Origin of the sequence: Erysipelatoclostridium sp. MSK.7.34, from assembly GCF_019041935.1 — a bacterium.
Lineage (GTDB): Bacteria > Bacillota_I > Bacilli_A > Erysipelotrichales > Coprobacillaceae > Thomasclavelia > Thomasclavelia ramosa.
Map to the genome: position 1 here is coordinate 55,054 of NZ_JAHPYJ010000003.1, position 21,905 is coordinate 76,958.

The following is a 21,905-nucleotide window of genomic DNA, read 5'->3' on the forward strand; positions in this document are numbered from 1 at the left end:
TAAAAATGACTCCTTAAAAAGTCATTTTTTATTAATAATTCTTATTCAGATAAAACATTGGTTTTGCTTTTTCATTAACTTCAAAACCAAGATGTTCATAAAAACCAACAGCAGTATTTACACCAATCAAACAAACTTTATGATAGTCCTTATAATGTTCCAGCATCATTTGCATCAGTTTTTTACCAATTCCATATTTTTGATATTGTGGATTGACTAAAACATAATGAACATAAGCAACCATGATACTATCGTCCATCGAAGCAACCAGACCAACACACTTATCATTATCCCAAGCGCTAAAAACACTTCCATAGTTTTTTATTGCCTGTACTAATTGAGCAGGATAGTTCGCTGACTCCCACTCTACCGATTTAAATAAATCAACTAATCTCTCTTGCGAAATCTCTTTAATATTCTTATAGGTTAATTCCATAAATTCCTCCATCTATGTTTAAAGCGGCATATGCCGCTTTAATTAATATTTTGAATCAATGTCGTAATAAACTAAATCATCAAATGTCTGGCGACGAATCACTTCACGATCCTTACCTTCATACGTAAATACCACTGCCGGTTTTGGCAATTGATTATAATTTGATGACATTGAATAATGATACGCTCCTGTTGAAAACATTGCCAGAATATCTCCGGGCTCTGGGTCTTGTAACATAATATCCTTAATTAAAATATCCCCAGATTCACAGTTCTTTCCAGCAACAGTAATTAGGTGATCCGTCGGCATTTCTGCTTTATTTGCAATAATAGCATCATATTTAGCAGCATATAAGCTAGAACGAATATTATCAGTCATCCCACCATCAACTGTAATATAATCACGAATATCTTTAATATATTTAGATGACCCGACGGTATATAATGTGATTCCAGCATTTCCTACACAATAACGACCAGGCTCAACTAGGACCATCGGACGTTTTAATCCCCGAGCATCAAATCCTTTAGTAATGATTTCCATGATCGTATCAACTACTGCTTCAAATTCTAATGGGTTATCAGCAGCTGTATAAGCAATTCCAAAACCACCACCTGCATTTAATTTATTAATTACAATTCCAAAAATATCATAAATTTCATAAGCAATTTCAACAAATTTATTCATTGCTAAAACATACGCTTGAATATCTTCAATTTGGCTGCCAACATGACAATGTATTCCATCAAAATTAATATTTGGAGCATCAATTACCTTTTTGATTGCTTTTAGATATGTATTATCATGGCTGCTAAAACCAAATTTTGTATCTTTGGCACCAACTCGAATATAGTCATGACCTCCTGCATAAACCCCCGGTGTGATTCTGACAATCCCATTTATTTTGACACCTAATCTCGAAGCAATTTCTTGGACTAAATCTATTTCATAAAAATTATCTATTACAAAATTTTCTACCCCGTTTTCTAACGCGTATTCTATTTCTGATGGTAATTTATTATTTCCATGGAAATAAATCTTTTTAGGATCAAATCCACTTTTTAAAGCAACTGAAATCTCACCCGCTGATACACAATCGATTCCAACACCATATTCTTTAGCAATTTTATAAATTGCAATACAAGAAAATGATTTTGATGCAAATAATGGTAGTGTATTTTCATACTTTTCAATCATTTTCGTTTTTAATTTATTAAATTGATGTCTAATATGTCCTTCAGACATAACATATAAAGGTGTTCCATATTTTTTTGCTAACTCTGTTGCTTTAACATCATCTATGTATAAGTTATTATTTTTAATTTGTGCAAATTCCGTTTGTAAGACCATATTTTCCCCCTATTAATATAATGATTTTAAAGTAAATAAACCATTATCTTTATCATTTAGTGCATAAGCAGCACTAATCGCACCTTGAACAAATACTTCTTTTGATAAAGCCGTATGCTTGATTTCAATAATTTCATCTACTCCCGCAAACATAATCGTGTGTTCCCCAAAAATTGTTCCCCCACGCAATGACTGGATCCCAATTTCTTCTTTCTTTCGTTTTTCATGACGACTGCTGCGATCATAACACGCTTCTACGCCATCAATTTCCTCAGCCATAACTTCATATAATAATTCAGCAGTTCCTGAAGGTGCATCAATTTTCTGATTATGATGTTTTTCAAGGATCTCAATATCATATCCTGCGTCATAAAATTCTTTTGCGAATTGTCGTAACATTTTTGTAACCATCTGCACCCCAAATGATGTGTTATATGATTGAAAGATAGCAATTTCTTTAGATGCTTCTTTAATTTGATCAAGCTGTTCTTGACTATAACCTGTCGTAGCAATTACTAATTTTGTTTGATTCGCTAATGCATACGTTAAAATATCATTTAAATTGTTCGGATGAGAAAAGTCGATGATGACATCGGCTTTTTCATCGCACTCTTTTAATGAACTATATGTTTTTTCAGGAACTTTTTCATCAAATTCATAACTTACAATTCCCATTAATTCCATATCATTTTGACTTCTTACTTTATGGGCAATCCTTTTCCCCATTAATCCATATCCATATACTAATACTTTCATCTTAAAACCCCAACTTTTCAAATGCATCCATCGCATCAAACAATAATTTTTTATTTTCTTCGGTTGTTTCAATCAAAGGCAATCTCAATGTCGGTTTACATACATTCATTCTTGCTAATGCAGCTTTAGGCATAATTGGATTAACATCAATGAACAAATAGCGACATACCGGCTCAAGAGCATAGGCCAATTCTTGAGCTTTAGGTAAATCACCTTTTAATGCTAATTGAGCCAACAATTCAGTTTGGCGTGGATAAATATTTGATAATACTGAAATAACTCCTTTTCCTCCGGCACAAATAAATGGCAAGATATTATCATCACATCCTGAATACATATCAAAATCCATACCTTGAGTTTTAGCTAAAACTTCCATTGCATATGCAATATTATCTGTTGCATCTTTCATAGCAACAATATTTTTATGTTTAGCTAATTCAACAACTGTTGCAACATTAATATTTATTCCCGTTCTTCCTGGAACATTATATAAAATCATTGGAATATCTACTGCATCAGCAACTGTCGTATAATGTTTGATCAAACCACGCTGACTTGTTTTATTGTAATATGGAGTTACAACTAAAATTGCATCAGCCCCTTTTTCTTTAGCATAATGTGCTTTCTTTAAAGCTGTTGCGGTGTCATTTGATCCTGCTCCAGCGATAACCTTTACACCAGTTCCCGCTGCCATCTCTAATGTAATATCTAATAATTTAAATTCATCATCAATATGAATCGTTGCAGTTTCACCAGTAGTTCCATTAACTAATAAAGCTTGAACACCGCCATCAAGCATTCTTTGAACCTGACGTCTAAATCCATCATAATCAATACTTCCATCTTCATGCATTGGTAATACTAGTGCTACTGCACTACCTTCAAAAATAGCCATAATTTCCTCCTATATATTTAAGCCAAAAGCTTCATCTAATTTTTTCATTGCTAATTCTTTGTGTTTCTTATCAACAATAAACGAGATTGTTCGTTTAGAGGTTGTTACTTGATAAAAATGAATGTTGTTATCCCCTAAAATAGTAAATACTTTAGCCGCTGCCCCAGGGGTCGTTTCTAGTAATTTTCCCCCAACTGCAATTTTAAAATATTTACGATTAGTCGCAATTTCTAATTGCTTAACCTCATCTTTTAATCTCATAATTGCATCATTAAGATTCTTTTGATATTTTTCATCAAGTGTAATCTCAATTTGCATCGCATCTTCAATCATTACTTGAGAAATCATATCTACATTTACCCCACACTCACTCAAGATTGTAAATATCTTGGCAATAATCATTGGGTGTTTAGGAACATTTCTAAGTTGTAATTGAATAATATTTTCTTCGTAGCTCACTGCATCAATAATATTTTCCATCATTGTTCTCCTTTACAAAAAAAGTTGCAATGAGTATCATTGCAACATAAACAGCGTATGAACAATGATAGCTCACCATTATCTATTGATAATGACAGTCTTATAGATCTTCACTATAAGCCCAGAGGATAAACGCATGCAATCATTTATCTCTTCGGCGAACGCTCCTCCCTTTTTACCTGGTTTGCATCTTATGGTAAAAACTTCTTAACAATTCGCGCCTCTATCTAATATCTGTTTACAATATATCACAATAGATATCATATTACAATACCAATTATACCGCTTTAACCAGTGTTTTTATATAAAAACATGCTCATTTTTGGCTTTATCAATAATTTATATGAAACAAAATCATAAAAATGTCAAAATTATACAAATAAAGAAAAATAACTATTCTTGATTATTTTTCCAGATAGATTGTTTTCACTAAAATATGAACATAAAAAAGCTATGAATTTATCTTCATAGCTTCTATTTTTAAATTATTTCTAAATCCGGCTGTCCAATTGTTTCATTATTATAAACAGCAAGGTCTAATTCATTTTCACTTCGGGCAACTAACATTGCAGCACTAGCGGCACCAACAACATTAGTTGCTGTTCTTGCCATATCTACAATACTTGAAATAGGTGCTAATAAAACAATAATTTCAATCGGTAAGCCTGCTGAAGCAAATAATGCAGTAGCAGTAATGGTTGCAGTACCAGGCACCCCAACAGTTCCAATTGATACTACTACAGCTAAAACAATTAAAAATATATACTGGCCGATTGAATAATCAATCCCCAAAACATTTATTGCGAAGACTGCTAATAAAACTGGCCAAATTCCTGCACATCCCGGCATACCTAGATTAGCCCCTAAACTAGCTACAAATGAAGCAACATCTTCATTAACTCCTAGTTTCTTTGTAAGTTGTCTAACAGTGACAGGAATTGTCCCAATACTACTTTGAGAAGTGAATGCTACTACCCCAGCCGGCCAAATTCCTTTAAAGAAATTAAGCGGATTTAACTTTCCTACCACCTTTAATAAAACACTGGTTACCCCAAAAATTTGGATTATACTCAATAAATATGCTAATCCTAAGACGCTCAATAGCGGAATCAGATCACTTAGAGCACTCTTGCTTACTGCACGTGCAATCAATGCTAATACAGCATACGGTGTAAAGCTAATAACAAAGTTAACAACCTCTCCCATCACACGATTTCCGGCATCTATAAAATGCTTAAACGGTAAAACAGCTTTTTGCTGATTACGGGCAATCTTATTGTAGGCAATCGCAACAATTACAGCGAAAATTACAATAGGTACTACTTCGCCATTTACCCAACTGTTAGCCAAATTGCTTGGAAATAAATTAATGATCGTATCGATGAATGCCGGAACTTCCACCGCTTTATAATCACTTGCCAATTGATAATTTATGCCACTTCCAACTTTAGTTACTACTGCTAAGGTCAGTGTTATAGTACTAGCTAGTAGGGTGTTTAATAATAAAAATATTATCGCTTTGGCACTTATTTTCTTTAATTTGATCGATGTTCCTAAATTTGTAATACTTGAAATAATACTGAATAATAATAGCGGGATAACGATCGCTAAGATCAAATGCGAATAAATCGTTCCGATTGCTTCTAAATACAAATAATGTCCTTTAAAAATCAATCCTACGGCTACCCCAAAAACTAATCCTAAAATAGTTAAAAGCCCAAAATCATACTTCTTCACTTTACCTAGAAAATAGATAATTGCGAAGAAAACACCTGCAAGAAGCACGGCTCCTAATTCAAAAATATTTATATTCATTTAACTGTCCTCTTTCCTTAATAAATTTATTTAACAACATTATTAATTATGACAACAGCCATACATTCGTTCCCATTCAAAAATCTTTTTATTTTTTAATATCTTTACGGAAATCATCCTATCCCTCTTTTCCTACTGTATTAGTATGATATAAATTTATACTATTGCTGGACAAATGTCAAGAATAATGAAAAGTTCTTAGCAAAAGCTTAAGAACTTTATAAAATCATATCTTCTTTTTTAGTTGACATGGATTGCCATAAGCTAGTACGTTAGCAGGAACATCTTTAGTTACCACACTGCCTGCTCCAATAACGCTATTATCGCCAATCGTAACTCCTGGTAAAATAGTACAGTTTCCACCAATCCAAACATTATTCCCAATGGTAACTGCTTTCCCAAATTCAATTTCTTTTAAACGCTCTTGTGGATCGATTGAATGACAGGCAGTATATATTTGGGTATGTGGACCAATCAGAGTATTATCACCGATCTTAATTTCACAAACATCTAAAAACACACAGCCGTAATTAATCATAACATCTTTTCCCAAATAGATATTACAGCCATAATCACATTGAAATGGCGGATGAATCCAAAAATTACCGCTTGTATTAATAATTTTTTTCATTAAGCGGCTTCGCATATTATATACATGAAAACACCTTTTATTATACCTATGCAAACGCCGCGCTGTCTTATCATACATATAGATCAGTTTTAAATCTCGGGGATTATAAATTTCTCCCGCTCTCATCTTTTCAAACTCACTCATTTTATCACCTACTTGTTATCATCATAACATATAATCTATACCTCAATTACTAGTATATAAAATTGAAGTGAATCCCCTCGTCAGTATAATCCTCTACTTATCTTTAATAATACTTTTACTACACTGGTATGTGATGATAAAATAACCACCATAAATAATAACTAAAAAGATTCCAGTCGTTATAATAGCATCAAATACATTAGCCTGATTAAATGTTTGCAGCATTATATTGCAAACCTGGATACCAAAAATTGAATGAATCAATGCTAAGATAAGCGGGAAAGCAAAATAAACAGCTATTTGCTTAAATAAAGAACGATTAATCATTTTTTCATCAACACCAACGTTCCTTAAAATCTGATATTTTCCTTTATTATCAATGCTTTGTGACAACTCTTTGAGTGCCAAGATAGCAGCACAAGAAATCAAAAATACAATTCCTATATATAAACCAATAAAGATAACCATAGCTCCCATAGACACACTACTACTTGAAATTTGAATTCTTGTATTAATCAATAAGACATCAGAGCTATAACTGTGCATTTTTTCATCTACTTCGTTTCTTGTATCCTGATCATTTGCAGCATAATTACCCACTAAATAACTATCAGCAGGAATAAAATTACTAACCGCTTCATCTGGAACAATATACACTCCCATACACATATGACTAGACTGCATTGATAAAAAACCATTTTGACATTTATCAAATTTACTCTGATATATCTTTCCGTTTAACTCAATAGCTGGTTTTTCTTTAAGAAATTGATTTCGACTAAACATTAAATTTTCATAATTCCCCATTACAACATATTCGTCTTTTAAATCATAAGTTGGTAAATTATATATTTTAGCCAATTTATTATAATCACTAAGTTTAATAATATCTTCACAATTATTCAAATAACTTTCACTTACATCTTTAAAGGCACTGCCAAAAGTATCTCTATATGTCAATTGTGAAGTACGATAAGTCATAAATGTATAAATGTTTTTTAAATCATCTAATCCTATTTGCTTTTGAGACAAATATTTTGTAATTGATAAATTATCAACACTTACATCTTTTTGCATTTGAATATCAACTGGAGCTAACTCATTTATCTCTTCTGTTGCAGAATTATTTAACGCAAAAGCACTTGAAAAAATACAAATCGTTAAAAAAAGCATTAAACAAATTACCGTTGTTGAAAGTACTGTTGTATTAATCTTACTACTAATTTGTTTAACCGTAAAACTATTTAAATTTTTGAAATAATAATTTTTAGATGCCATAACAAATTTTAAAATCAAACCTGAAATAGACCAATAGATTAAAAACGTTGCGACAGCACCATAAATCATTTGGAAAAGCACTGAGCTGCTGTTCGTTAAATTACCAGCTCCTGCGGTAACGTTATAATAAGCATAACTTAATAATACAACAGCACCAATAAAGATCCCTATACAAAGATAGGTATTCTTTAATTTAACTTCTTCATTTTGTCTATTTGCTGTCAATAATTTAATTAATTGTTGGCGATTCACTTGAATCGTATTAAAAACCATAACCAGAAGATACATAATCCCAAAATAAATCATTGTTTTTATCCACGCACTTAAAGAGAAAACAAATGTAAATTTAGTCATGTCTGCTTCAAACATATTAGCTACAACAATCGACATTATTTGAGATAGAGCGACTCCTAAGACTAAACCAATTACTAATGAAATCAAACCAATTGTTATAGTTTCAACTAATAGTATTTTAGAAATCTGTTTTTTTGACATTCCTAATATCATATATATCCCAAACTCTTTTTTTCTTCGCTTCATTAAAAATTGATTTGCATAGACAATTAAAAACCCTAATATAAATGAAACAAATACACTTACGCCTGACAACACATTATTCATTAGTTTAATAATATCTTTAGTTGAACTATTTAGTTTCAGCATAACTGTTTGGCTTTCCAAAGAATTGAAGATATAAAAGATTGCCACTCCAAGGATTAATGTAAAAAAATAGATTGCATAATCTTTAAAACTTTTTCTAATATTCTTTAATGAAAGATTAAATAACATCACTTACATCGCCCCCAAGCAAAGAAACAACATCAATAATTTTATCAAAAAATTGTTTACGAGTAGCTTCACCTCGATTAAATTGATTAAAGACCTTTCCATCTTTGATAAAAATCACTTTAGAAGCATAGCTGGCACTAAAAGCATCATGAGTTACCATTAGAATCGTTGTTTGATAGTCTTGATTTAATCTTTGAAGTCGTTCTAATAACATTTTAGAACTTTTAGAATCTAACGCTCCAGTAGGCTCATCTGCTAAAACAAGTTTAGGATTTGTAACAATGGCCCGCGCACTAGCTACACGCTGTTTTTGTCCTCCAGACATTTCATAAGGATATTTATTTAAAATATCTTCAATATCTAATTTTCTTGCAACAACTTTTATTTGCTGTTCAATTGCTTTAGCTTTAAAATTTTGAATTTGTAAAGCCAAAGCAATATTTTCATAAGCTGTTAGCGTATCTAATAAATTAAAATCTTGAAAAATAAATCCTAGTTCTTCACGTCTAAACCTATTTAGATCGTTACCTTTAAGTTTTGTAATATCCTGACCTTCAATATAAATATGACCACTTGTAACTTTATCAATAGTTGAAATAACATTCAGTAGTGTAGTTTTCCCTGAACCACTAGCCCCCATGATAGCAATAAATTCACCTTTATCAACATTCATTGAAATATTGCTGATAGCTTTAGTAAGATTACTCTTATTTCCATAATATTTACTAATATTTTCAATCGTTAGAATATTTTCCATAATCTTTTCTCCTTTACAATTAAATTATAGAAAAAAGGCGGTCTTGGTAACATCGAAATAACTTACATCACCTTACAACCTTGTAATATTGCTCATCATTAAAAGAAATTGTTACTTTCGTATACTCACTATATTTAGATTCAATTATAATCTTATGACCTAATTTATCACATAATCGCTTAACAATATATAAGCCCATCCCCGTAGAACTAGAAACAAGACGCCCGTTTTCACCAGTAAATGATTTTTCAAATACTCTCGTTAGATCACTAGTCTTGATTCCCAGACCATTATCAATTATTTCTAAAGCAATATTATTCCTTCTAATCACATTAAAAGCTATTTTACACTTATCTGTACGCCGATATTTAATACTATTACTAACAATTTGATTAATAATAAATTCTAGCCACTTGCTATCGCTTAAAACAGAACAATTAACTTGACCGATTTCGATCTTAATATTTTGATACAATAAACTATCTTGGTTCTTCTTAATAACATTTCTAATAATTGTTCCTAATTCACATTGTTTAATCAAATAATCTTTCTCACTACTATCTTGTCGGGCATAATATAAAACTTGTTCTACATAATTTTCAATTCGACTAACTTGATCCTTTAGTTTTCTTTCATTATGTTCATGATTATGAATCATCAACTTTACACTAGAAATTGGTAATTTAACTTCATGAATCCATAATTCAATATATTCTTTAAAATTCTTAAGATTATCTTGATAAGTCTCAATCTCCTCATACATTGACTTATCAATCTCATACAATGCATCATATAAAATCTTTCCTTCTAGAAAATCAGGCTGAGCAATCAATTCTGTAATTAAACATTTTTTATCTAATTGATTTAATTTAATGCGAAAATTATTATAGAAAGCATGTTTTTGATAATAATCATATCCAATAAGCAAACCACTAAATAAAAGCATAACTAAAACAATAGCATAAATTAATGCATTTGAAACTTTAAACATCAATAAGAAGAATAGCACGCTCACAATCATAATTATTAATAAAACTAGATAGGCCAGTCTATCTAGTAAGTATTCTTTTATTCTCATATTAACATATACCCCTGATCTCTCCTTGTTTCAATCACATCAAAAAGGCCAATCTTTTCAAGTCTTTTTCTTAGTCTAGTCATATTAACTGTCAAAGTATTATCATCAATAAATTTATCCGTACCCCATAGATAATTCATAATATCATCACGAGTTACGATTTTCCCTTGATTCATAAGAAGATAATAAAAAATTCCCATCTCATTTTTAGATAACAATAATTCCTGATCATCTTTTTCTAACGTACTTTTCATCAAATTAACCCTAATATTTTGATAAGTCAGTTTTGGTTCAGCTTTATGGAGTCGCTTAAAAACAGCTTCAATATGCAGTAATAAAATCGTTGGATTATATGGTTTAGTAATATAATCATCAGCACCATAGCTTAATGCAAGAATTTCATCGATCTCACTATCTTTACTTGTAACCATAATAACTGGAATAGTTGATTTTTCTCTTAATTTTTTTAATAGCTGCTGTCCATTCAAAAATGGAATCTTAATATCTAATAGAATCAAATCTGGATCTATTACTAAAATCTCTTCTAACGCATTTTTAAAATCTTTTAGAATGATTCCTTGGTAACCATTATTATCTAATAAAACTTTTAATTCTTCTCGTAATTCTAAATCATCTTCAATAATTAATATTTTCATAACGATCTCCTCTTTTTTATTATACACAATTATTTTTTATTACATAGTTATCTTACAAAGATGTAAGTTATTATTATCTCATTTTTTAGTTAGAAAGATTCGCTACGATAATTTTAAAACAAAAAAAGACATAGGATAAATCCTATGTCTCAATCATATAATTACTAAATATCGTTATTAGTGTAGAGTTTCTATTTAACAGTTTTAATTTATAAATAAGTAAGTTATTTAATGATTATATCATATTTAATTGTATAAATATCAATCAAATTATGATATTAGGTATCAAATTATGATACTTACCATCAGTTTTTGTAATCGCTTTCATAAAGCCGCTGTGATAAAATATTTATAATGAAGGAGGGAAAAAAGAAATGTTTAAGAAAAAATTTTTTATTGGTTCCCTAAGCCTGATGTTCGCATTAAGTGGTATTGGTGCGGTACAGGCCGAAGGAGACCAAGGATCCAAATCAACAGCATCTAAAGTAGTAGAACTTGATCCAAATGGAAATGCATTTTTAACAGATCTTACTGATGATGGATATGCTGAATTAGGAAGGTACAAAGTAGAGAAAATCAAGGATAATATTTATCACTGGGATGAGGGAACAAAAAAACTTCCTGGTGGTGCAACAGATGAGAGCGGCGTAACAAATAACCCATCATCTATGTATTTTGTACTAGAAGAAGACGGTGTATTATTAGTTGATTTAGGAAATGGCTCTGAAAACGATGAAGATATTCAAAATGCAAAAACAATCGTAAATTCAATGACAGGAAATAAGCCGTTATCAATTATTATTACTCATAGTCATGGTGATCATACTGGCTTTGGACGATCAGAAACAGTATTCGCAGACGTTGACGTTGAAAAAGTATATATCAGTGAACCTGATTATGCTGCTGCCGCGGAAGCAATCACTCAATTTGATAGTAAAATCACAAAAGTTAATCATGGTGATACTGTTAACATTTATGGTGCCCCATATGTATTCAATGTTGTCAGTGCTCATACCGAAGGCTCTCTTATGATTACAGATACCACTCATGGAGCATTATTTACTGGTGATACATTTGGCAGTGGATTTATTTGGGCACTTTTTGAAACAAATGGTGGAAACCCAATTGCTGCTTTAAACGAAGGATGTGCTTTAGCTAGAACTATTTTAAATGAAAATCCTTCTCTATCTATTTTAGCTGGTCATCGCTGGCAACAATTTTGGGAAGACAATGCCCAAAGACCTAACGAAATGTCAATTCAATATTTCAACGATATGGCACAAGTTATTAGCGGTCTATTAGATGGTACAACTATTTCACAACCTTATCCAGAAGTTGCCTGGGCGCCTGATGCAATTGAGCTTTCAAGCAATGGTGCAAAGGCTAAAATAGATACATTACCAAAGTATGTTGAAGCTTACAAGGCCTCAGTTAATGAAATGAGCGAAGCCTATGTTTACAGTGGTAGCGATAAATTAAGTATTGAATCAGTCAATGCTGCCGCTGCTGCAACTTTCGTTGTTTATCCTGATGGAAATTTAACAGATGAAGAAGCACAAAAATATATTAATGAATCAGGAATAAAAGATATTGTTGATCGGGCAGCAAGCAAAGTTTATGTTGCTAGACCTGCTAATGGCATTTCTTTTACTGATGATGATGTTATAGGTTTTGAAACAATCGTAGGTAAAATTGGTGTTTCAAATAACTTTAAATTAATTGGGATTGGTGATGGAGCAACTTTCATTAATCAAAACTTAACATCTTATATGAACTTTGTATCTGGGCTTGCTTTAATTAATCCAGCTCAAGGGCAAGAAGTTAAAGTATCTGTTCCTACTTACTTAGTAACTGATGATCAAGCTGTTATCAATAGTTATGTAAAAGCAAATAATGCTGGTAAGGTAAAAGATGGATATTATGAAAACCCAGAAAGTCATTATGAAATCGTTGTTGTTAATAGCGATACAAAAACAAGTGCTGCTGATGCAACAAAAGATGCATGGAATACTGTTTTAGAAAAATTTGGAAGAATTGGTAACTATAGTGAAGTCTATAAACAAACAGCAACTTGGTACTCTAGACCATTACTTTCTGGTGATAAAGAAGCTGATCAAGCAAGAAAATACCAATATTTTGATTCTGTTGATGCAATCGATAATATTGAGCGTCATGTAGTTACTCAAGATTTAGATAAAGATGGTACTGATTCATTATGGTATGAATATATTCCTGAACAATCTAAAGATGCTCAACCAGGAAGTGTCCCAGTAGTTATTCTATTCCACGGTAATACAAATGATCCTAGAACTCAATATGATACTTCAGGATGGGCACAAATAGCAAGTGAAGAAGGTGTAATCTTAATTTGTCCTGAGTGGCAAGGTCATACATATCAAGGATATACATACGATCCAATGACTGATGATTCTAATGAAACTCCTGATTCAGATGTTATTACAATGTTAAAGATCATTGAAGAGAAATATCCACAGATCGATCAATCAAGAATTTATATTTCTGGATTATCTGCCGGAAGTAGAAATACAACAAATGCCGGTCTATCAGATGCTAAATACTTTGCTGCTGGAGCTGGTCATTCCGGGCCATTCGGTGCAAGTGACTTAAATAAAGAAGCTGTTGCTGCTAATAAAGATAAATATGATATGCCAATTATTTTCTTCACTGGTGATGGTGATGAATATTGTAAAGATGCATTTGATACAACAGAATTAAATGCAGGATTACAAGTAGCTCAACTTTATCAAGAATTAAATGATATGGAAGTTACTCAAGTTGAAGACATCAAAGATGAAGATGCATATCTATATGGTGTTCCTTGGACAAAACGCTATACAATTGAGCCAACCGCTGAAAATATTGCTAAAATCGATGTTGGTGCAATTGAAAATGCCAAAGGTGTAGAAATCAGCATGGCTCGTATTTATGGTTGGGGACATTGGAACTATACTCCAGATGCTAAATTAATGTGGGAATTTATGAGTAAATATGCTCGTGATTTAGAAACTGGTGAAACAATTCGTTTGGATCTACAAGAGCCAGATACTCCTACTGATAATCCTAGTGATACTCCTAACGATACTGAAAAACCAGCAACTCAACCATCAACATCTACAAGTGTTAAAACTGGTGATTCAACAATGATTGCACCATTTGTTATTGTTGCAAGTTTATCATTATTTGCATTAGTAACTGTTATTAAAAAAAGCAAAGCAATAAGATAATCACATACAGTTTTAAATAATTATAGAAATATAAAAAGCAAAGGTTTATTAAAAACCTTTGTTTTTTTATCCCTAATTGACTACAAAAACATATTAAACAGACAGCTATCTTCTTTAATAATAAAAAGCAACTGCACTAATTACAGCAATTGCTTATAATTTACTTACCTTTATTCATTACTTTATTAAATAATTTTTCAGTTTCTTCAAATTGTTTTAAGATTGCATCATTACTTGGTTTCTTTACTTTTACTGCATTTTTTTCATCAACTAAAATTTGTAAATTCTTATCAATATTTTTTAATAACACAATCATCTCATCTAACTTTTCTTCCATCTCTATCCTCCTATATCTCCCCATCGATTTCCTAAATATTTTTTACCATCAATTCGATAAAGAAAATCTGTTGTTTGTGAAGTATCTGTCGCAATCACTGGCTCTAGCATGGTTAATCCAACATTGACACTACAATCATCACCAACTCGGGCTGCCAAATAATAATTACCAACTTTTCTAATTCGATAGTAATAAGTATTTTTAACTTTACCAATATCTTCAACATCTTGGCGATCATTTGTTGCAACACCAAATTCCTCAAGACTGCCAGACATTATAGTAATCCCTAGAATTTGTGTATCTATTTTCTTATCAGTATTATTTATAATTGTGAATTGTTTTGCCACCTCTAAAACAATTTCATTATAATCACTACTGTCAGCTTTTATTTTAACAAAATCTTCATTTGATTCAAAGGCTGTAATATTAATACTATCCATCTTTTTTATCAACTTTTCACCATTACTTACTTTAATCTCATCACTAACTACATTGTCTGTTTCAGTTTGTGCATCTATTTTATTTTCAGACTTATTATTTGGTTGTGGTCTTACCTTTTCATCATCTGAATCTTTTAAAATATACAAGTTTTGTTTACCATCATTAAGATTAGAAATAACCAATTCCCAAGAACGACGATATTCGTCATCATCATAACCTTTAAAATAATTAAAAATTAAACACTTTTTCACTTCATTATCTTTATATATTTCGAGAATATAACCATTAACCAGCTTTAGTTTATCATAATCATAAACCGCTCCATTGTAATCTATAATAGCTAGTTTACCATCATTAAAAGTTATATGCAAAGCTCCGTGAGTAAAAGTTTTCCCATTATAATAAGCAAAGATCTGCTCTTTTGAATTATTATTTTTTACATCTCGATGGACAATATACTGTCCTGATATATTCGTTCCTTGATACACAATTACTTTTTCATAATTGGTTAAATCTGCAACTTTATAACTATCTAAATTATTAATCGTTTTATCTAAAATTCCATATTCTGCGATAATATCTTTATAAATATTTAACTCACGTTCTTTCATGATACAAGCAAACTTCCCATAATAATCATGGTATGTTTTTATTTTAACAGACTGTCCCCATACAATAAATCCTACAATAATTACAATTATAATGATCACTGTTGCTTTTTTATTTTTTAACCGGTTATATACAAATAGTGCTAGCAAAATACTTATTAATTTCAAAACTCGAACAACTATGCCAAGACTATTAATAATCTCATAGTTATAGTTTAAGCAAGAAATTATTCCAAAAATTAAAACAAATAAATTATAAAAGAAATATATCCCTAAACCATAAATAATTAAAAGTGAAACTCTTTCAAAATTAATAAGACGACCATTATATTCAATCATTGTAACGCCTTGTTCTTGAAGTTTATCGAGCAAAACTTCATGGTATTTTGTTACAATATTAGCAAAACCATAATTCATTTCAATTCTATTATTATCATAAATAACTTTTTTTATCTCGCGATACTCCAAGGTTCCCAAATGATCAACTAACCCTTGTTCACCAATTTCAACATTGCGACAAATTTGTCCTTTTTTATTAAGAATAATAATTACAATAAAAACCACGATCGCAACAATCAAACATGTCATATAATTAAAAATATGTTTAAACCAAATCAATGCAAAAGCTGCTCCAAACAGCATCATAATAATGAAAAATAGACTAATTATGATTTTAGCAATATTCTTTTTCACATATTTTACTTCCATACTTAATTACCTCAAATTAAATATGGCAAAAATACTGTTGCCAATCCTAAGAAAAAGAAAAATCCCAATACATCAGTTACAGTTGTGACGAAAACTCCGCTTGCTAGAGCTGGATCAATATGAAATTTTTCCAAAATAACCGGAATAAAATAACCCGCAATATTTGCTAAAATCATATTTAAAAACATGGCTAATCCCGTTACTAAACCAAAAACTGGATTTCCTTCAAATAACATTGAGCCTAACGCAACTATAATTCCTATTATCACACCACTGCAAAAACCAACAGCTACTTCTTTTAACATGATCCAGGTTGCATTCTCTTTACTCATTTCACCTAATGAAAGCCCTCGTACAACGATTGTTAAAGACTGAGTTCCTGCATTACCGCCCATTCCTGTAACTATTGGCATAACAGTTGCAAGTGTAACTACTTGAGCAATCGTTCCTTCAAAAAAGCTAACCACGGAAGCCGCCATTACTGCCGTAAATAAATTAACAATCAACCAGGGAATCCGACTCTTGACCGATTCTCCAACAGATGAATCTAGTCTTTCTTCAGAATTTACTCCCCCTAATAAATTAATATCTTCTGTACTTTCTTCTTGAATAATATCAATAATATCGTCAAACTCGATAACTCCTAATAAATGGTCCATTTCATCAACTACCGGCATCATGATAAATCCATATTTTTGAAATTTTTTTGCTACTTCTTCCTGATCTTCATTATATAATACAGTTTTTACATTTGTATTAGTAATATCCAGCATAGCTGTATCAAACGAGCTAGTAACAATATCTCGTAAAGATACAACACCCTTTAAAATATTTTGTGGATCAACTACATAAAGATAATAAGTTGTATCTTCTTCGGTATTTTCTTGAAGAAATTTTAAAGTTTTTTCAACGGTATTGCGCGCACGAATACTAATATATTCCGTCGTCATAATCCCACCGGCCGTATCAGGCTCAAACGTTAACAGTCGCTCAACATCTTCTTTATCTTCTTTGTCCATCTTATCTAAGATAGCCTGTTTTTCATCTTCTTCAAGTTCACCGATCAAATCAGTGATTTCATCATTAGACATTTCATCTAAGATTTCTTTTTGTTTAGCATCTGAAAATAATTTCAGTAAATCATACTGGTCATCTTCATCATCTTCCTCTTCAATAATGCTGGCAACAACATCATTAGGAAGATTGTCCATTAATGCTTTAATACTATCCTCGTCTTCATGAAGAATATCTAAAATATCAGCCGGATGAATATTAGTTATTACTTTTTTTATTGTTTCTGGCGTTCCATTTAAAAGAATATCCTTCAGCTCATCGCTGGTAATTGTATCGATCATAAGTTTCCTCCTTTATTGGGGATTAGATACCTGATCTTAGTGGTAAATGATCCTCTAGACTATCGCAACACTGGGGTACAGGCTCGACTTTCATTTTTTACCACCTTCTTTCTCCAAGTCATTTTAACACAATTATGCGATTATAGGGGACTTTTTGAATAAAATTAAATAGTAATTTAAGATTCTGAAATTCTTTTTCTTTTTGCTGAACTAAAAAGAAAAAGAGCCGATTGTAGTGACCGCCTAAAGTTACCCTAACTTTTTAGGACACTACAAATATCATTGCTCTTAAATAAAAATGACAGATTATTTAGTTAATTGTATTTTAAAAGGTGCAATAGGTAAATTATTTTCTCCAAAAATGCTTATCTTACAATAATTTTGATATCCATAACTAATTGTTCTAACTTGGGCAGGTCGCTCAACCAGCAGTTTATTTTCTTTAATTATCCCAACTGTCTCAACTTGATGATCTGGTAATTCTAAAATAAAATTATTAATACCTCTACTGTGTAATTTTTGATCAAACTCAATTATAATTTTAGAATTATTTTCAATATTTATTATCTTCGGAGAATGCCCATTAAATTGATTATCATAAAAAAGTTCTTTGATTCGCCAAAAAATACGATGACCGACTGTTTTTTTATTTTGGGGATGGATATTAAATTCTTCCCCGCAATTCATTGTTACAACTAAATAGCAAGCAGGTACTTCTCTACAAACCTGCTGCTGGGCATCTCTTAAAATAGGCCAGTTATCATTCTTATCATCATCATATTCAGGTAATTGCACAATAATAAAGGGAATTTGAGCTTTCATATCTTCACGCCAATTTTCAATCACCAGTTGTAGCAATTGATGATATAAATAAGCATTTTTAGTATCCTCTTCCCCTTGATACCAAATAACTGCCTTACCACTATATTGACAGATTTTTTTAAACATCGTGTAATATAGTCCTGCTGGACGACAAAAATCTTTTTTCCCCCGCGGTCCCGGCCATGGTGTATGTCCAACATCTTTTTTTAACTGGCTCATATTACGTTCTGGATAAGTTTGCTGATATAATGCCACTTTTTGCTGGTACTGCTTAACACGCTCTTTATATTTAGCTATTTCTAAATCTTCTTGTGCTTCTGTTTGATTCATGATTGCTTGATAATATTCATCATAGTATACTTTTTTGATTTCTTGATTTTTTTGAAGATATGTTTCATTTATCCAGCAAGAACCTGATGTACCACCTTTATTAACTGCAATTAATCCGATTGGGATGTCTATATCATGACGCAAATAATAAGCAAGATAATAACCGATTGCTGAAAAATCATTAATCGTTTGATTATCACATATTTGCCAGCCTTGATTTCTAATGGGCGGTATTTTGATATTTTCATCCTCATATTCAATTTGTGGAACTTCATAATACCTTAAATATCGATCATAGCATACTTCCTGATCAACTTTTACTGAATCACAATCTTTAAATTTAAATTCAATATTAGATTGACCTGCTAAAAAATAAACATCTCCAATTAAAATATTTGATAACGTAATAGTTTCTAATCCAGTTGAAACTATTAATGTTTCATCCGTACTTATTTCTAGCGCCGGCAGCGTAATCAACCAATTATTATTTATTATTGTTGTTGTTGCGGTTTGTCCTTGAATAGTAATAGTTACTTGTTGATTTGTTTCACCGGTTCCAAAAATATTTATTTCTTTGCCATGTTGCAAAACCATTCTCGATGTAAAGATTTCAGCTAATCTTAGTTTCATTTTTTCTGCCTCTTAATAAACTTACTCTTTTTGTCTCCACCGCTTCTAATTTCTCGGTTTCAGTCATTTTATCTAATTCCATTTTATCAGCTATTTTAACAAATGGGTAATATATTGCCATTGATATAACTAGATTTATTAGTTGCACTAACCCGCCTGCAATTGTTCCAGTAAACAAAATTCCCGAAATAATCGGTGGTACTGTCCAAGGAACATTATTACATACTACTGGGATAAAACCAATCTTAGTAAAAAATACCGCAATATAGAAACACAATGGTTGCACAATAATAAAGGGAATAAAATAGATTGGATTTAAAATGATTGGTAATCCAAATGTAATCGGTTCACTAATATTAAAAATTGCTGGAGCTAAAGCCACTTTGGTAATCTTTTTATTTTGTTTTAGTTTTGAGAAAAATAATATCGATAATACTGGTGCTAAAGCAAATGTTCCCGCTGCAATAGTTGAATAATTCATAAACATCGTTGTATATAAATGTTTAGCAACACCTAAAACATTTTCGTTTCCAGCAATATCCCAGGTCATTCCAAAAATTGCTCCCCAAATAGCAGTTGGATGAATTCCCAGCCACTGGAATAATGGCCATGTAATTTGGGAAACTAGAGCAAACGCTGCGGTTTTAGATATTGCTAAAGCTGGTGCTTGAAGCGTTGTTAAAATAAACTCCGGTAATGATTCACCAGCAAAAGTATTACTAATAACGGTTGCAATAATAAAGACAAATAATGTCAACATCCCCGGCACTAAAGATTCAAAACTCTGAGCTACAGCTGGAGGTACCGAATCCGGCATCTTTATTGAAATATTTAACTTAGATAATTTATTAAATATAAATGTAGCACTACCTGCAACAATCAGTCCAAAAAAGATTCCTTGTTGACCTAAAAAATTCGAATTAATAATTCCATTAATATCGACCTCAATTCCCTTAGCACTTGTATAATTAAAATCCCAAGGCAAACAAATAAAAAATGCTGCTAAAGCATACATCACTGAAACCATATGCTCACGATTATCACTAAAATATTTTCTTGAGACATTATATGAAAAAATCACCACAATCAACAGAGCGTTGATCGACATAGCCCCTTTACTAAAAAAATTAAAAATATTTTGTCCTTGTACTAGCATTTGAGCAAATCCTGACGCTAAGAACTCTTTCTCACTTCCAAAGATCATCTCCCCTAGACCAAGTCCAGATGAACCAAAAATAATCCCATTGGGATCAATAAATACAGAACTGATCATAATTGCAAATCCAGCAATTAATGTCAGTGAAGCAACCAATACAAAAGAATCCCTCAATACATTTAAAAAGCGATTTCCTGATACTTTACAGATCAGTGCAGTAAATTTATCTTTCATTTTTCTCTCCTTTTTTGTTTTAGACATCTCCGGATAATGTCCAAAAGCCCTCTTGTGTAAAAGCGTTTACATTGCAATTATATCACTGTTGAGAAATTTATCAATATTATTTTTTGTTATGAGAATTTTCTCTATTGTAATTAATTTGGTTTATCGATATAATTATAAATAAGAAAAAGAGGTATTAATATGGACTTTAAAAAAACAGTTGCCATTCATTATACTGAGTTTACACCTAGTGAACGTAAAATTTGTGCTCGTATCTTAGAAGATCCTCAAATCGTTAATAACTCCATTGTTGTTTTAGGCGACCTTTGTGAAACTTCTAAGTCTGCAATCCTACGTTTCTATCAAAAGCTTGGATACCGTGGATACTCAGAATTCAAATATTCTGTTGAAGAAAGTTTTAAAAATAACGATGAAAAAAAACTCAGCAACGAATCATTACTGAGTCAGATTTCTCAAGAATACAGTAATACGATTTTAGAACTTGGTGCTCTAGATTATGATCATCAACTAAAAGAACTAGCATCATTGATTGACAAATATCCACATGTCTTATCAATTGGGATCAACAATACCTATTTTGCTGCTAGTCAGTTAGAATATTCTTTATACTCTCATAATCGCTTTATTCAAAGTGTACGCGAGGATATTCAGCTTACCTATCTAATTAACTCTATTAATCAAGATTATCTTTGTATTATCTATAGTGTTTCTGGTTCTACTTATACTTATGAAAACTTTATTAAAGAAGCTTCTGCTAAAGGTGCAAAAATAGTTTTAATCACGATTGATGGTGATTCTGAATTATTACCTCTAGTTGATTTAGCATTTGTTTTACCTTCGATTTCCTTACCAATTAGCAGTATCGATTCTATTATTCAAATTGATAATCGTATTATGTTATATTATTTTTCTGAAATTATCTCCTATTACTATGGATTAAATACGCAAAATTAAAAATGCTATGA

Annotated in this window: 18 protein-coding genes and 1 riboswitch; of the genes, 2 read left to right on the forward strand and 16 right to left on the reverse strand. The window is 31.2% G+C overall.

What is annotated here, in order from left to right; translation table 11 throughout:
- Positions 1-31 precede the first annotated feature (31 nt).
- The 11 genes from KTF99_RS03120 to KTF99_RS03170 all read right to left on the reverse strand — a co-directional run bounded on the left by KTF99_RS03120 (position 32) and on the right by KTF99_RS03170 (position 11,065).
- Positions 32-436, reverse strand: coding sequence for a GNAT family N-acetyltransferase (locus KTF99_RS03120; protein ID WP_008792592.1), 405 nt, complete (start codon positions 434-436; stop codon positions 32-34).
- A 42-nt stretch (positions 437-478) separates the two neighbouring features.
- On the reverse strand, positions 479-1,786 hold the full coding sequence (gene lysA / locus KTF99_RS03125) for a diaminopimelate decarboxylase (RefSeq protein WP_029482153.1): 1,308 nt from the start codon (positions 1,784-1,786) through the stop codon (positions 479-481).
- Positions 1,787-1,798: 12 nt separating this feature from the next.
- Entirely contained in the window at positions 1,799-2,542 is a 744-nt protein-coding gene (gene dapB, locus KTF99_RS03130) for a 4-hydroxy-tetrahydrodipicolinate reductase (RefSeq protein ID WP_029482151.1), read from the reverse strand.
- Position 2,543: 1 nt separating this feature from the next.
- Positions 2,544-3,437, reverse strand: a complete 894-nt coding sequence (dapA, locus tag KTF99_RS03135; RefSeq protein ID WP_022007927.1) for a 4-hydroxy-tetrahydrodipicolinate synthase — start codon at positions 3,435-3,437, stop codon at positions 2,544-2,546.
- Between the two features lie 9 nt (positions 3,438-3,446).
- Complete coding sequence (locus KTF99_RS03140) at positions 3,447-3,917, reverse strand: ACT domain-containing protein (protein WP_008792590.1); 471 nt, start codon at positions 3,915-3,917, stop codon at positions 3,447-3,449.
- A 60-nt stretch (positions 3,918-3,977) separates the two neighbouring features.
- Positions 3,978-4,151, reverse strand: a riboswitch (Lysine riboswitch).
- A gap of 246 nt (positions 4,152-4,397) precedes the next feature.
- Positions 4,398-5,732 (reverse strand): dicarboxylate/amino acid:cation symporter, encoded by a 1,335-nt coding sequence (locus KTF99_RS03145; protein ID WP_003535667.1) that lies wholly within the window; start codon positions 5,730-5,732, stop codon positions 4,398-4,400.
- Positions 5,733-5,958: 226 nt separating this feature from the next.
- Complete coding sequence (locus tag KTF99_RS03150) at positions 5,959-6,507, reverse strand: sugar O-acetyltransferase (RefSeq protein WP_003535665.1); 549 nt, start codon at positions 6,505-6,507, stop codon at positions 5,959-5,961.
- 93 nt (positions 6,508-6,600) lie between these two features.
- Positions 6,601-8,574, reverse strand: a complete 1,974-nt coding sequence (locus KTF99_RS03155; RefSeq protein ID WP_029482148.1) for an ABC transporter permease — start codon at positions 8,572-8,574, stop codon at positions 6,601-6,603.
- Complete coding sequence (locus tag KTF99_RS03160) at positions 8,564-9,331, reverse strand: ABC transporter ATP-binding protein (protein ID WP_003535661.1); 768 nt, start codon at positions 9,329-9,331, stop codon at positions 8,564-8,566. The genes KTF99_RS03155 and KTF99_RS03160 overlap by 11 nt, the downstream gene beginning before the upstream one ends.
- 67 nt (positions 9,332-9,398) lie before the next feature.
- The gene (locus KTF99_RS03165; protein WP_009008850.1) at positions 9,399-10,409 is read right to left on the reverse strand and encodes a sensor histidine kinase; all 1,011 of its coding nucleotides are present in this window, start codon (positions 10,407-10,409) and stop codon (positions 9,399-9,401) included.
- Positions 10,406-11,065, reverse strand: coding sequence for a response regulator transcription factor (locus tag KTF99_RS03170; protein ID WP_008792589.1), 660 nt, complete (start codon positions 11,063-11,065; stop codon positions 10,406-10,408). Before KTF99_RS03170 ends, KTF99_RS03165 begins: the two co-directional genes overlap by 4 nt.
- 374 nt (positions 11,066-11,439) lie before the next feature.
- Between KTF99_RS03170 and KTF99_RS03175 the strand changes: the two genes are divergently transcribed.
- Positions 11,440-14,310: an MBL fold metallo-hydrolase gene (locus KTF99_RS03175; RefSeq protein WP_003535656.1), complete on the forward strand. Its 2,871-nt coding sequence runs from the start codon at positions 11,440-11,442 to the stop codon at positions 14,308-14,310.
- Positions 14,311-14,470: 160 nt separating this feature from the next.
- Here KTF99_RS03175 and KTF99_RS03180 read toward each other — a convergent pair whose 3' ends face one another.
- From KTF99_RS03180 to KTF99_RS03200, 5 genes are all read right to left on the reverse strand, one after another.
- Positions 14,471-14,647: a hypothetical protein gene (locus KTF99_RS03180; RefSeq protein WP_003535655.1), complete on the reverse strand. Its 177-nt coding sequence runs from the start codon at positions 14,645-14,647 to the stop codon at positions 14,471-14,473.
- A gap of 2 nt (positions 14,648-14,649) precedes the next feature.
- Positions 14,650-16,404, reverse strand: coding sequence for a hypothetical protein (locus KTF99_RS03185; RefSeq protein WP_029482145.1), 1,755 nt, complete (start codon positions 16,402-16,404; stop codon positions 14,650-14,652).
- A gap of 11 nt (positions 16,405-16,415) precedes the next feature.
- Positions 16,416-17,759, reverse strand: a complete 1,344-nt coding sequence (gene mgtE, locus KTF99_RS03190; RefSeq protein WP_009008846.1) for a magnesium transporter — start codon at positions 17,757-17,759, stop codon at positions 16,416-16,418.
- Positions 17,760-18,065: 306 nt separating this feature from the next.
- Complete coding sequence (locus KTF99_RS03195) at positions 18,066-19,541, reverse strand: sialate O-acetylesterase (RefSeq protein ID WP_003535652.1); 1,476 nt, start codon at positions 19,539-19,541, stop codon at positions 18,066-18,068.
- Positions 19,522-20,931, reverse strand: coding sequence for a PTS sugar transporter subunit IIC (locus KTF99_RS03200; RefSeq protein WP_008792586.1), 1,410 nt, complete (start codon positions 20,929-20,931; stop codon positions 19,522-19,524). Before KTF99_RS03200 ends, KTF99_RS03195 begins: the two co-directional genes overlap by 20 nt.
- Before the next feature lie 189 nt (positions 20,932-21,120).
- On the opposite strand from KTF99_RS03200, the gene KTF99_RS03205 reads away from it, so the two are divergent.
- Positions 21,121-21,894 (forward strand): MurR/RpiR family transcriptional regulator, encoded by a 774-nt coding sequence (locus tag KTF99_RS03205; RefSeq protein ID WP_029482143.1) that lies wholly within the window; start codon positions 21,121-21,123, stop codon positions 21,892-21,894.
- The last annotated feature ends 11 nt before the right edge of the window (positions 21,895-21,905 follow it).